The organism is Stutzerimonas sp. CXK-1 (genome assembly GCF_057738225.1).
The window spans coordinates 4,006,555-4,019,712 of sequence record NZ_CM173217.1; the positions used below are offsets into that span (position 1 = coordinate 4,006,555).

Consider the following 13,158-nt stretch of genomic DNA (forward strand, 5'->3'; position numbering starts at 1 on the left):
CCATCTGACGACAAAGGGACAAGGTTACCATGCGCGCTTTCAAACACCTGATGCTGGCCGGCCTGCTGGCCTGTGTGCCCCTCGCATCGTTCGCCCAGCAGCCCGAGGGCGAGCCGGAAGTGACCATTCGTCAGGAAGAGGACCGCACCGTCGAGGAGTACCGCGTCAACGGCTTTCTCTACGCCATCAAGATCACGCCCAAGCATGGCAAGCCCTATTTCCTGGTACGCGCCGATGGCAACGAGGGCAATTTCGTGCGCTCCGACCAGCCGGACATGCTGATTCCGTCGTGGAAGATCTTCAGCTGGTAAACCCCGCTCCACAGGAGGAACGCCGTCATGTCCGTCTTCACCCCGCTGCGCCGCGATGAACTCGAAGCCTTCCTCGCGCCCTACGGGCTGGGCCGGCTGCACGAATTCCAGGGCATCGCCTCGGGCACCGAAAACAGCAACTTCTTCGTCAGCCTCGAACGCGGCGAGTACGTACTGACCCTCGTCGAGCGCGGCCCGGGCGAGGCGCTGCCATTCATGATCGAGTTGCTCGACGTGCTGCACCGCGCCGGGCTGCCGGTTCCCTACGCCATCCGCAGCGAAGACGGCGAGCCGCTCGGCGAACTGGCAGAAAAGCCGGCGTTGCTGCAGCCACGCCTGCCGGGCCACCACGTGGCGGCGCCCAACCCGCACCATTGCGCCGAGGTCGGCCGCTTTCTGGCCCGCCTGCATCTGGCGACCGGCGAGCAGACCCTCGAGCGGCCCAGCGATCGCGGCCTGGACTGGATGCAGGAGCAGGGACCGAGCCTGGCGCTCGGCCTGCCCGACAACCAGCTCGAGCTGCTGCGCGAGGCGCTGGCCGAGATCGCCGAACGTCGGCCCCGCTTGCTCGCCCTGCCGCGTGCCGACCTGCACGCCGACCTGTTCCGCGACAACGTGCTGTTCGAGGGCAACCACCTCAGCGGTGTGATCGATTTCTACAACGCCTGCTCGGGGCCGATGCTCTACGACCTGGCGATCGCCGTGAACGACTGGTGCTCGCACCCCAACGGCGAGCTCGATCACCAGCGCGTCGAGCCGCTGCTTGCCGCCTATTCGAGCCTGCGGCGCTTCACCCCGGCCGAGGCCGAGCTGTGGCCGACCATGCTCCGTGTGGCCTGCCTGCGCTTCTGGCTGTCGCGACTGATTGCCCAGCAGCAGTTCGCCGGCCAGGCCGAGGTACAGGTCAAGGACCCCGACGAGTTTTGCCGGCTGCTGGCCGCGCGACAGCAACCGGATTGCCCGCTGCCTTTCGCTTTCTGACGTTCTGCGCCTTTTGGTGAGCTTGCCTGAGCGCCTGGGCAACAGGTTAAGCTGATGCTATCCGCGGTTGCATCCGACGCAACCGATCCCCGCCCGCCCCGGTCAAAGCCGTACGCCATCCTCTTTCCCGATGCACGGACGCAGACGCGGCGGCATCGTTTCACATGGAATCCCGCATGACCCAACGCCATGTCATCAACGCCTCGGTCAACCCCCGTGGCAGCCTGGAAACCCTCTCCCAACGCGAAGTCCAGCAGCTCTCCGAGATCGGCTCCGGCCGCGCCCACGAGCTGTTCCGCCAGTGCGCGCTGGCGATCCTCAACACCGGCACGCGCATCGACAACGCCAAGACCATCCTCGAGGCCTACGCTGACTTCGAGGTGCAGATCCTGCAGCAGGACCGCGGCGTGCGCCTGGAGCTGTTCAACGCACCGGCCGACGCCTTCGTCGACGGCGAGATGATCGCCAGCACCCGCGAAATGCTGTTCAGCGCGCTGCGCGACATCGTCTACACCGAGAGCGAACTGGGCAGCATGCGCATCGACCTGGAGAGCTCCCAGGGCATCACCGACTACGTCTTTCACCTGCTGCGCAACGCGCGCACGCTGCGCCCAGGCGTCGAGCCGAACATGGTGGTGTGCTGGGGCGGCCACTCGATCAGCACCGAGGAGTACAAGTACAGCAAGCGCGTCGGCCACGAGCTGGGCCTGCGCAAGCTGGACGTCTGCACCGGCTGCGGCCCAGGCGTGATGAAAGGGCCGATGAAGGGCGCCACCATCGGCCATGCCAAGCAGCGCCTGGTCGGCAGCCGCTACCTGGGCCTGACCGAGCCGGGCATCATCGCCGCCGAGGCGCCGAACCCGATCGTCAACGAGCTGGTGATCCTGCCGGACATCGAGAAACGCCTGGAGGCCTTCGTCCGCGTCGGTCACGGCATCATCATCTTTCCCGGCGGTGTCGGCACGGCGGAAGAATTTCTCTACCTGCTCGGCATCCTGTTGCATCCGGCCAATGCCGAACTGCCGTTCCCGGTGGTGCTCACCGGCCCGCGCAGTGCCGCGGCCTACCTGCAGCAACTGCACGCGTTCGTCGGCGCCACGCTCGGCGAGCAGGCCCAGGCGCGTTATCAGATCGTTATCGACGATCCGGCCGAGGTCGCCCGGCAGATGGTCGATGGCCTGACCGCCGTGCGCCGCTTCCGCCGCGAGCGCAATGACGCGTTTCACTTCAACTGGTTGCTCAAGATCGAGGAAGGCTTCCAGCGCCCCTTCGATCCGACCCACGAAGCGATGGCAGGCCTGCAGCTGCGCCGCGATCTGCCGCCGCACGAGCTGGCGGCCAATCTGCGTCGGGCGTTCTCCGGCATCGTCGCGGGCAACGTCAAGGACAAGGGCATCCGCCGCATCGAGCAGTACGGCCGCTACGAGATCCATGGCGATGCGCAGATCATGCAGCCGCTGGACCAGCTGCTGCAGGCCTTCGTCGAGCAGCACCGCATGAAGCTGCCCGGCGGCGTGCCCTACGAGCCTTGCTACCGCGTGGTGAGCTGAAGCCGCGACGGGCGCCGGACGCTCGTCACGTCGTTTCCACCTCTCGCCTCCTCGGCGACAGGTAAAGCAAAAGGCCCGGAGCACAAGCCCCGGGCCTTTTCGTTTCGGTCAGCTAGCAGATGCTCAGCCGCACTTCGAATGGCCGCAGTTCAGGCAAGTGGCGCAGCCATCCATCTGCACCACCGCCTGGGTGTTGCACTTGCCGCACAGCTGCGCGCCAGCGGGGAAGCCGTCGCCCGGCTCGACCGCCACTGCGCCCTGACTGGCCTCGTAGGCGGCACGCTTCTCGGCCAGGTACTTGAGCTGCGCCTCGTCCAGCGCCTGGCCCTCGAGCATGCCGATGGCGATCAGATGGCGCTCCAGCACCGCGCCGATCTCGGCGACGATCGAGGGCATGTAGATGCCGCCCTTCTTCAGGTAGCCACCGCGCGGGTCGAACACGGCCTTGAGCTCTTCGACCAGGAAGGTGCAGTCGCCACCCTTGCGGAACACCGCGGACATGATCCGGGTGAGCGCGACGATCCACTGGAAGTGGTCCATGTTCTTCGAATTGATGAAGATCTCGAACGGCCGGCGCTGCTCGTGCGGCGTGCCGGCGTTGAGCACGATGTCGTTGATGGTCACGTACAGGGCGTGCTCGAACAGCGGCGACTTGATCTTGTAGGTCATGCCGATGAGGGTTTCCGGGCGCTGCAGGCTTTCGTCCATCTCCACCACGGTGACCTTGGTGGTCTTGCCGTCGGTGGCGGCCGCCGCCGGGCGCTCGACGGTCTCGTCGACGACCTTGAAGCCCTTGATGCGCTGGGTGATCTTGACGGTCATTGCTATCTCTCTCCAGCCGGGCGGCATGCGCCCGGCGCAAAAACGGTAACGGTCAGGCCGGCACGGCGTCAGTACTTGCCGTAGTAGCCTTCCTTGAGGGCGTCGAACAGGTTGGCGGCGGTATTCACCTCGCCGTCGTACTCCACTTCCTCGTTGCCCCGGAGCTCGACCACGCTGCCGTCCTCGAGCACGAAGCGGTACTTGGTCTTCTCCAGGTCGGCTTCCTTGACCAGCACGCCCTGGAAGGCGGCCGGGTTGAAGCGGAAGGTGGTGCAGCCCTTCAGGCCCTGGCGCCAGGCATAGCGGTAGATGTCCTTGAACGCCTCGAACGGGTAGTCGGTCGGCACGTTGGCGGTCTTGGAGATGGAAGAGTCCACCCACTTCTGCGCCGCGGCCTGGATGTCGACGTGCTGGGTCGGGGTGATGTCGTCGGCGGTGACGAAGTACTCCGGGAGCTTCTGCCCGGGCTCGCTGGCGCCCGGCGTGGCGTTGGGGTTGATCAGCGTGCGGTAGGCCAGCAGTTCGTAGCTGAACACCTCGACCTTTTCCTTGGCCTTGCGCCCCGGGCGGATCACGTTGCGCGCGTACTGATGGGCGAAACTCGGCTCGATGCCGTTGGAGGCATTGTTGGCCAGGCTCAGGCTGATGGTGCCGGTCGGCGCGATGGAGCTGTGATGGGTGAAGCGCGCGCCCTGCTCGGCCAGCGCCTCGATCAGGTCGGGGGCGAACTCGGCGACCTTTTGCATGTAGCGCGAATATTTGGCGTGCAATACGCGACCGGGCACCCGGTCGCCGACCTTGTACCCATCCTTGGCCATCTCCGGACGCTTGCGCAACATCTCGGCGGTGACCTCGAAGGTCTCGGTCAGCAACGGCGCCGGGCCTTTTTCCTTCGACAGCTCGAGGGCCTGCTCCCAGCCGACCAGGGCCATCTCGCGCGACACCTCATCTGTGAATACGCAGGCCTCGGGGCTGCCGTAGCGCAGCTTGAGCAGGGTCAGGGTCGAGCCGAGGCCGAGGAAGCCCATGCCATGGCGGCGCTTGGTGAGGATCTCATGGCGCTGCTGCTCGAGCGGCAGGCCATTGATCTCGACCACGTTGTCCAGCATGCGGGTGAAGATGCGCACCACCTCGCGGTACTTGTCCCAGTCGAAGCGCGCCTCGTTACCGAACGGGTCGATGACGAACTTGGTCAGGTTGACCGAGCCGAGCAGGCAGGAACCGTAGGGCGGCAGCGGCTGCTCGCCGCAGGGGTTGGTCGCGCGGATCGCCTCGCACCACCAGTTGTTGTTCAGCTGGTTGACGCGGTCGATGAGGATGAAGCCCGGCTCGGCGTAGTCGTAGGTGGAGACCATGATCATGTCCCACAGGTGCCGCGCCTTGGCCCGGCCGTAGACCTTGCAGGCGACCAGGCCGTCGTCGCGCACCAGGTAGCCGTCATGCACCGGCCATTCGCGCCAGATCACCTGGCTGTCGTCGGCCAGGTCCAGCTCGTCGGCTTCCTTGGCGTGCACCGGGAAGATCAGCGGCCACTCGCCATCGGCTTCCACGGCCTGCATGAATTCGTCGGTGATCAGCAGGCTCAGGTTGAACTGGCGCAGGCGACCGTCCTCGCGCTTGGCGCGGATGAATTCGCGCACGTCCGGGTGGCAGACGTCGAAGGTGCCCATCTGCGCGCCGCGGCGGCCACCGGCCGAGCTCACGGTGAAGCACATCTTGTCGAAGATATCCATGAACGACAGCGGGCCGCTGGTGTGCGCGCCGGCGCCTGAAACGAAGGAACCGCGCGGGCGCAGGGTGCTGAACTCGTAGCCGATGCCGCAGCCGGCCTTGAGCGTCAGCCCGGCCTCGTGGACCTTGCCGAGGATGTCGTCCATCGAGTCGGTGATGGTGCCCGACACGGTGCAGTTGATGGTCGAGGTCGCCGGCTTGTAGTCCTGCGCGCCGGCGTTGGAGATGATCCGCCCGGCGGGAATGGCGCCGTGGCGCAATGCCCAGAGGAAGCGCTCGTACCAGTGTTCGCGCTGCTCGGCCGGCTCGACGTCGGCCAGGGCGCGGGCGACGCGCTGCCAGGTGGCGTCGACGCTGTCGTCGATCGGCGTGCCGTCCTTGCTGGTCAGGCGGTATTTCTGCGTCCAGATGTCCTCGGAAGCCGGCTGCAAGGCGATGCCGGCGGTGGTTTTGCTGTCTGCCGCGATGGTCCCGTCCGTCTTCGCCATGGGCTTAGCATCCTCGTGCCGATGAGAGAAAAATAAAGCGAGCAATTTAGGCGAATTCGCCTGGAGGTGCACCACCTCAGATCAAGGAAGCGACGGCTACCGCAACCGTTCGCGCAGGAAGTCGAAATAGCGCTGGCGCAGCGCGTCCGATTCGTTGACCAGATGGTGCCTGGCCTCGGGCAGCAAGAGGATTTCCGGTTCGGTGAACTTGGCTTGCAAGACCGGCAGGTTGTGTTGCCAGTCCACCGTCATGTCGGCCTCGCCCTGCACGATGATCGGGCTCTGGGAGCTGCGCTCGGCGCCCTCGATCCGCGGTATCCAGCGTGCCAGCGCGCCGACCCAGCGAGCCGGCAGAATGTCCGCCTGCAACGGGTCGCGGGTCTGTACGAAACGCAGAAAGTCGGCATCGCCGGAATTGTCGGTAAAGGTCCGGCGAATCTGCCGCACGAACGGCCGCAGCAACTGGTAGCTCAGCCGCGAACGCAGCCAGGCGCGCGGGCGCACCAGCGGCGCAAGCAGGATGGTCTCGCCGAGCTCGGCCGCTGTCGGCTGGTGCAGCAGATGGTCGAGGGCGATGGCGCCGCCGGTGCTCTGGCCGAGCAGGTGCCAGGGTCGCGGCAGATCCAGTCGGCGCGCCTGCTCGAAGAGGCCGAACAGCACCGCCTGGTATTCCTCGAATTCGTTGATCGCCGCCGGCGGCCCGCTGGACAGGCCATGCCCCGGCAAGTCGCAGGCCAGTACCGCGAAGCCCATCTCCAGGCCCCAGCGCACCACATGCCGGTACAGCCCCATGTGATCGTAGTAGCCATGCAACACCAGCAGCGTTGCGTGCGGCTCGCGCGGCCACCAGGCCTGCGCGACGATCTCGTAATCGTGCACACGGAAGCGCCCGAGGCGGCTGTGAATCGCTCCGGGGCGGGCCAGGTCGAGGCCGTAGAAACGCTGGTAGTGAAGGGCTTCGCTGCCAAGGTCGCCGGCTTCGCCGAGCGGAGGCAGCTGCTGTCGCAGCCGTTCGGGTTGGATACGCGAGGACATGGGCGTGCATCGACATCGATAGGACAGAGGCGGCCGGGCCGCTGCCGGGGATATTCCGCTCTGCCACGACGCATGGCAAGCTGGCGCCCCCATCTACGGGCTGCATCATGACCAAGCGTCACAAGTATCTTCTCGCCGTGCTGATCACCCTCGCCTGGGGGGGCGCCATGCTGCTCGCGTTCTGGTGGTTCGAGGCGCGTTACCTGCGCACCTTCGAGGGCGAGCGCGCCGAACTGTTCTCCGGCGATGCGCTGCGCCTGCCAGCGTCGCTGGCTGGCCCCGGGCCGGTGCGTTTCGTGCATTTCTGGGACCCGGGCTGTCCATGCAACGTCGGCAACCAGCAGCACCTGCAGCAATTGCTCGAGCGCTTCGCCGGGCAGCCCGTGGCGTTCTATGAGGTACGCAAGCCAGGCAGCCACGGGCGCCTGCCTGGGCCCCTGGCTGCGCTGAAGCCGCTCGAAGGCCTGGTCGGCGCCGACCAGCTGCCGGCGAGCCCTGCCGTGGGGATCTGGGATCAGCAGGGCGAACTCGTCTATATCGGCCCCTACAGCGAAGGCGCGGTGTGCAGTTCGGACAACAGCTTCGTCGAACCCATCCTCGAAGCGGTCCTGGCCGGCCGCCGGGTGCGCGCCACCCATTCCCTGGCGGTCGCCTGCTTCTGCGACTGGCAGCGCTAGAAACGCAACAGGGCAGCCGAGTGCCCTGTCGCGCCATCAGCTGTGCGCCGAGGGCGGCACCATGGTCTTGCGGCTGTCGATCACCTGGCGCCAGCTGGGCGCGCTGTTGCCTTCGTCCTGGGCCTGCTGCATGGCGCGTGCACGGCGCTTGTCCGCGCGTCGGCCGAAGTACCAGGCCAGGAAGGTCGCTAGCGACACGACGAGCAGGATCAGGCTGGCCACCGCGTTGATTTCCGGCTTCACGCCCAGGCGCACCGCGGAGAAGATTTCCATCGGCAGCGTCGTCGAACCGGGGCCGGAGACGAAGCTGGCAAGTACCAGGTCGTCCAGCGACAGGGCGAAGGAGAGCATGCCGCCAGCAGCGAGCGAGGGCGCGATCATCGGCATGGTGATCAGGAAGAACACCTTCCACGGCCGCGCGCCGAGGTCCATCGCTGCTTCCTCTATGGACAGGTCCAGCTCGCGCAGACGCGCCATCACTACCACCGCGACATAGGCCGAGCAGAACGTGGTGTGGGCGATCCAGATCGTCACCAGTCCGCGCTGCGCCGGCCAGCCGACCAGCTGGGCCATGGCGACGAACAGCAGCAGCAGCGACAGACCAGTGATCACTTCGGGCATCACCAGCGGCGCGGTGACCAGCCCGCCGAACAGCGTACGGCCGCGGAACACCGGGATACGGGTGAGCACGAAGGCCGCCATGGTGCCTAGCGCGACCGCGGCGACGGCGGTGTAGAACGCCACCTCCAGCGAACGCATCACGGCGCTCATCAGCTGCGTATTGTCCAGCAGGCCCAGGTACCACTTCACCGACCAGCCGCCCCAGACGGTCACCAGGCGCGAATCGTTGAACGAGTAGATGACCAGGATGACCATCGGCAGGTAGATGAACACCAGGCCGAGCGCCAGGATCAGGTTGGAGAAGCTCCAGCGTTTCATAGCTTGCCCTCCAGCTCGCGCGCCTGGTTGCGGTTGAACAGGATGATGGGGATCAGCAGGATCGCCAGCATCACCACCGCCAGCGCCGCGGCTACCGGCCAGTCACGGTTGTTGAAGAATTCCTGCCAGAGCACCTTGCCGATCATCAGTGTCTCCGGCCCGCCGAGCAGCTCGGGAATGACGAATTCGCCCACCACCGGGATGAACACCAGCATGCAGCCGGCAATGATGCCGTTCTTTGACAGCGGCACGGTGATCTTCCAGAAACTCGCCAGGTTGTGCGCACCGAGGTCGGCGGCGGCCTCCAGCAGGCTCGGGTCGTGCTTGACCAGGTTGGCGTACAGCGGCAGCACCATGAACGGCAGATACGAATAGACCACGCCGATGTACACGGCGATGTCGGTATTGAGGATCTGCAACGGCGCGTCGATCAGGCCGAGGTCCAGCAGCAGCCCGTTGAGCAGCCCGTTGCTGCTGAGGATGCCCATCCAGGCATAGACGCGGATCAGGATCGCGGTCCAGGTCGGCATCATGATCAGCAGCAGGAACACCGTCTGCAGATCCTTGCGCGACCGGGCGATGGCATAGGCCATCGGATAGCCGATCAACAGGCACAGCAGGGTGCTGAAGAAGGCGATCTTCAGCGAGCCCAGGTAGGCCGCCAGATAGAGCTCGTCCTCGCCGAGGAAGATGTAGTTGCCCAGGTTGATCAGCACCTGCAGCTGCTGATCGGCGTAGCTGAAGACTTCCGTGTAGGGCGGAATCGCCACGTCGGCCTGCGAGAAGCTGATCTTCAGGACGATGGCGAACGGCAGCAGGAAGAACAGAAACAGCCAGAGGAACGGCACGCCGATGACCAGTCGGCGACCGTTGTTCAGCACGGGCCGGCGCTTCATGCCTGCAGTACCACGCCGCTGTCGCTCAGCCAGTGCAGGTAGACCCGCTCTTCCCAGGTCGGCCACTTCACGTGCCGCTCGGCGTTGGCGACAAAGGCCTGCAGCAGCATCCCGGACTCCAGCTTGATGTAATACACCGAGTGGCCGCCGAGATAGGCGATGTCGTGCACCACGCCTTCGACCCAGTTGTAGTCCTCGAGCTCCAGCTCGGGTTTTTCCAGGCTCATCAGCAGTTTTTCCGGGCGCAGGGCGTAGGTCACACGCTTGTCCTGGGCGCGGGTACTGATGCCATGGCCGACATAGATTGGCCGTTCCAGCTGCGGGCAGGCGATTACCGCATGGTCTTCGAGATCTTCCACGAGCTCGCCGTCGAACAGGTTGACGTTACCGATGAACTCGCACACCAGCCGGCTGGCCGGGGTTTCGTAGATGTCCATCGGGCTGCCGACCTGGGCGATCCAGCCGTGGCTCATGATGGCGATGCGCTCGGCCATGGTCATGGCCTCTTCCTGGTCGTGGGTGACCATCACGCAGGTCACGCCGACGCGCTCGATGATCTGCACCAGCTCGAGCTGCATCTGCGAGCGCAGCTTCTTGTCCAGAGCGCCCATCGGTTCATCGAGCAGCAGCAGCTTGGGCCTTTTCGCCAGCGAACGGGCCAGCGCCACGCGCTGGCGCTGGCCACCGGAGAGCTGGTGCGGCTTGCGCTTGGCGTACTGGGTCATCTGCACCAGCGAGAGCATTTCGTTGACGCGCGCGGTGATCTCTTCCTTCGCCAACCTGTCCTGCTTGAGGCCAAAGGCGATGTTCTGCTCCACCGTCATGTGCGGAAACAGCGCGTAGGACTGGAACATCATGTTGATCGGCCGCTCGTAGGGCGGCAGGTCGGTGATGTCCTGGCCATCGAGGAAGATGCGTCCCTCGCTCGGCCGCTCGAACCCGGCGAGCATGCGCAGCAACGTCGACTTGCCCGAGCCGGAGCCGCCGAGCAGGGCGAAGATCTCGCCCTGATGGATGCTCAGCGAAACATCATCGACCGCCACCGTTTCGTCGAATTTCTTCGTGACGCGGTCGATCTTCAGCAGCACCTGCTTGTTCTTGCTCTCGCCGGTGAGGGCTTTCTTGTAGGCGCTGGAGGCAACGGCCATGCGCGAACTCCCGAATTGAAGGTTTGCCCCGGCGCTGCCGGGCGATGCGTTGGGTTGGGTGACATGGCAGATGCCCGTGAACCACGGGCACGCGCCTGGCCTTGACTGCGCTTACTGGCCGGACTTGACCTTGGTCCAGCTACGCGTCATCAGCCGCTGGATCTTCGGCGGCAGCTCGGCTGACACGTAGAGACGGTCGAGCACGTCCTGCGGCGGGTAGACCGACGGGTCCTGGCGCACCTCCTGGTCCATCAACTCCCCCGCCTTGAGGTTGGGGTTGGCATAGCCGACATAGTCGCTCACCGCGGCAATCACCTCGGGGCGCAACAGGTAGTTGATGAAGGCATGGGCCTGCTCGACGTTGCCGGAGTCGGCGGGAATGGCGAGCATGTCGAACCAGAGGTTGCCGCCTTCCTTGGGAATCGAATAGGCGATTTCGATGCCCTTGCCGGCTTCCTCGGCGCGTGCGGCGGCCTGGAACACGTCGCCGGAGTAACCGGCGGCGACGCAGATATTGCCATTGGCGAGATCGGAAATGTACTTGGACGAATGGAAATAGCGTACGTAGGGCCGCACTTCCATCAGCTTGGCTTCGGCCTTGCGGTAATCGGCCGGATTCTCGCTGTTCGGGTCCAGCCCCAGGTAGTTGAGCATGGCCGGGATCATCTCATCGGCGGAGTCGAGAAAAGCGACACCGCAGCTGGAGAGCTTCTTGATGTTTTCCGGCTCGAAGACCATCGCCCAGGAATCGATCTTGTCCACGCCCAGCGCAGCCTTGACCTTCTCGACGTTGTAGCCGATGCCGTTGGTGCCCCACAGGTAGGGCACGCCATAGGCATTGCCCGGGTCGTTGCGTTCGAGCTGTTTGAGCAGCGCCGGGTCGAGGTTGTCCCAGTTGCTCAGCTTGGACTTGTCCAGTTTCTGGAATGCGCCGGCACGGATCTGCTTGCCGAGGAAATGGTTGGTGGGCACCACCACGTCGTAGCCGCTGCGCCCGGCGAGCAGCTTGCCCTCGAGGGTTTCGTTGGAATCGAAGACGTCGTAGACGGGCTGGATGCCAGTCTCCTTCTCGAATGCCTCGAGGGTGTTTTCGCCGATGTAATCCGACCAGTTGTAGATATGTACGGTGGCAGCCTGGGCGCTGGCGGCTCCGGCCAACGCGACGGCAGTGATCAGCGACTTGAGGGTCGAGCGCATGGGAAGGTCCTCTTCGTTACAGGCCGTGCGTTGCCCCGTGGGGAAAGGCCGGCTGTTTATTGTAAAAACCTCTGAAAATCAACAGTTGGCACAACAAATTCGTTTCGATTCAAACACGGGGTGCGGCCATTGCAGCACCCCGTATGCGACACGCGAGCGACCGGCCCGACAGGCCCGGCCGCCGCGTGCCGACGCTCAACGCCCGGACTTGATCTTGGTCCAGCTGCGGGTCATGGTGCGCTGCGTCTTGGCGTCCAGATCCGGGAAGGTGTAGAGCTTCTGCAGCACTTCCTGGCTCGGGTAGACGCCCGGGTCGGTGCGGATCGCTTCATCCACCAGCGGGGTGGCAGCGGCGTTGCCGTTGGGGAACTGCACGTAGTTGGTGATCGAGGCCATCACCTCCGGCTTCATCAAGTAATTGAGGAAGACGTGGGCGTTGTCGACGTTCTTCGCGTCAGCCGGAATGGCCAGCATGTCGAAGAAGCTACCGGCGCCCTCCTTGGGAATCTTGTAGCTGACGGTCACGCCGTTGTTGGCCTCTTCGGCACGCGCCTTGGCCTGGTAGATATCGCCGGAATAGCCGATCGCCACGCAGATGTTGCCGTTGGCCAGGTCCGAGATGTACTTGGAAGAGTGGAAATAGGCCACGTTCGGACGGATCTGCATGAACAGCTCTTCCGCCTTCTTCAGCTCGGCAGGCTTGCCGCTGTCAGGGGCATAACCGAGGTAGTGCAGGGCGGCCGGCAGGATCTCGGTCGGCGAATCGAGGAACGACACGCCGCAGGACTTGAGCTTCTCGATATTCTCGGGCTTGAACACCAGGTCCCAGGAATCGACCGGAGCGTTCTCGCCGAGCGCGGCCTTGACCTTCTCGACGTTGTAGCCGATGCCGATGGTGCCCCACATGTAGGGCACCGAGTACTGGTTGCCCGGATCGCTCGGCTCCAGCGCCTTGAGCAGGTCCTTGTTGAGGTTGTCCCAGTTCGGCAGCTTGGACTTGTCGAGCTTCTGGAACACGCCAGCCTTGATCTGCTTGGCCAGGAAGGGGTTGGAGGGCACCACCACGTCATAGCCCGAACCGCCGGCGAGCAGCTTGGCCTCCAGCACTTCATTGCTGTCGAAGACGTCGTAGACGACCTTGATGCCGGTTTCCTTGGTGAAGTTGTCCAGCGTGTCTTCGGCGATGTAGTCCGACCAGTTGTAGACGTGCAGCACCTCGTCTTCGGCCTGCGCAGCCCCGGCGAAAACGCCGGCCAGCGACAGGGCGAGTAGGGTCTTGGCGAAGGGTTTCATCCGTGCAGCTCCTGTTTTGTCATCGTTCGTATCGGGGCAGTTGGAGCAGGCCACACAGACAATGGCGGCCTGGCGGTTCAGGGTGTGCCG

The 13,158-nt window shown here is 64.8% G+C and carries 12 protein-coding genes; 4 read left to right on the forward strand and 8 right to left on the reverse strand.

Features of this window, described 5'->3' with window-relative positions:
• Positions 1 to 29 precede the first annotated feature (29 nt).
• From AC0KXH_RS19000 to ppnN, 3 genes are all read left to right on the forward strand, one after another.
• The gene (locus AC0KXH_RS19000) at positions 30 to 311 is read left to right on the forward strand and encodes a DUF2782 domain-containing protein (RefSeq protein WP_041108988.1); all 282 of its coding nucleotides are present in this window, start codon (positions 30 to 32) and stop codon (positions 309 to 311) included.
• Between the two features lie 27 nt (positions 312 to 338).
• Positions 339 to 1,292, forward strand: coding sequence for a homoserine kinase (locus tag AC0KXH_RS19005; RefSeq protein WP_041108986.1), 954 nt, complete (start codon positions 339 to 341; stop codon positions 1,290 to 1,292).
• A gap of 176 nt (positions 1,293 to 1,468) precedes the next feature.
• The gene (ppnN, locus tag AC0KXH_RS19010; protein ID WP_200290383.1) at positions 1,469 to 2,842 is read left to right on the forward strand and encodes a nucleotide 5'-monophosphate nucleosidase PpnN; all 1,374 of its coding nucleotides are present in this window, start codon (positions 1,469 to 1,471) and stop codon (positions 2,840 to 2,842) included.
• Between the two features lie 123 nt (positions 2,843 to 2,965).
• On the opposite strand, the gene AC0KXH_RS19015 is transcribed toward ppnN, so the two are convergent.
• The 3 genes from AC0KXH_RS19015 to bipL all read right to left on the reverse strand — a co-directional run bounded on the left by AC0KXH_RS19015 (position 2,966) and on the right by bipL (position 6,918).
• Positions 2,966 to 3,664 carry a TSCPD domain-containing protein gene (locus tag AC0KXH_RS19015; RefSeq protein ID WP_041108982.1) on the reverse strand — a complete coding sequence of 233 codons (699 nt, stop codon included), beginning with the start codon at positions 3,662 to 3,664 and terminating at the stop codon, positions 2,966 to 2,968.
• A gap of 68 nt (positions 3,665 to 3,732) precedes the next feature.
• Complete coding sequence (locus AC0KXH_RS19020; RefSeq protein ID WP_488223882.1) at positions 3,733 to 5,883, reverse strand: adenosylcobalamin-dependent ribonucleoside-diphosphate reductase; 2,151 nt, start codon at positions 5,881 to 5,883, stop codon at positions 3,733 to 3,735.
• A gap of 96 nt (positions 5,884 to 5,979) precedes the next feature.
• Positions 5,980 to 6,918: a phospholipase BipL gene (gene bipL / locus AC0KXH_RS19025; protein ID WP_488223883.1), complete on the reverse strand. Its 939-nt coding sequence runs from the start codon at positions 6,916 to 6,918 to the stop codon at positions 5,980 to 5,982.
• A 107-nt stretch (positions 6,919 to 7,025) separates the two neighbouring features.
• Here bipL and AC0KXH_RS19030 point away from each other — a divergent pair, with 107 nt between their 5' ends.
• Positions 7,026 to 7,595 carry a DUF6436 domain-containing protein gene (locus tag AC0KXH_RS19030; RefSeq protein WP_041108975.1) on the forward strand — a complete coding sequence of 190 codons (570 nt, stop codon included), beginning with the start codon at positions 7,026 to 7,028 and terminating at the stop codon, positions 7,593 to 7,595.
• A 36-nt stretch (positions 7,596 to 7,631) separates the two neighbouring features.
• Here the strand turns inward: AC0KXH_RS19030 and AC0KXH_RS19035 are convergent, their stop codons facing one another.
• From AC0KXH_RS19035 to AC0KXH_RS19055, 5 genes are all read right to left on the reverse strand, one after another.
• Positions 7,632 to 8,534, reverse strand: a complete 903-nt coding sequence (locus AC0KXH_RS19035) for an ABC transporter permease subunit (protein WP_041108974.1) — start codon at positions 8,532 to 8,534, stop codon at positions 7,632 to 7,634.
• Entirely contained in the window at positions 8,531 to 9,430 is a 900-nt protein-coding gene (locus tag AC0KXH_RS19040) for an ABC transporter permease subunit (protein ID WP_041108972.1), read from the reverse strand. The genes AC0KXH_RS19035 and AC0KXH_RS19040 overlap by 4 nt, the downstream gene beginning before the upstream one ends.
• The gene (gene potA / locus AC0KXH_RS19045) at positions 9,427 to 10,578 is read right to left on the reverse strand and encodes a polyamine ABC transporter ATP-binding protein (RefSeq protein WP_041108969.1); all 1,152 of its coding nucleotides are present in this window, start codon (positions 10,576 to 10,578) and stop codon (positions 9,427 to 9,429) included. Before potA ends, AC0KXH_RS19040 begins: the two co-directional genes overlap by 4 nt.
• A gap of 111 nt (positions 10,579 to 10,689) precedes the next feature.
• Positions 10,690 to 11,775: a polyamine ABC transporter substrate-binding protein gene (locus AC0KXH_RS19050; protein WP_041108967.1), complete on the reverse strand. Its 1,086-nt coding sequence runs from the start codon at positions 11,773 to 11,775 to the stop codon at positions 10,690 to 10,692.
• Between the two features lie 195 nt (positions 11,776 to 11,970).
• Positions 11,971 to 13,068: a polyamine ABC transporter substrate-binding protein gene (locus tag AC0KXH_RS19055; RefSeq protein ID WP_041108966.1), complete on the reverse strand. Its 1,098-nt coding sequence runs from the start codon at positions 13,066 to 13,068 to the stop codon at positions 11,971 to 11,973.
• Between the last annotated feature and the right edge of the window lie 90 nt (positions 13,069 to 13,158).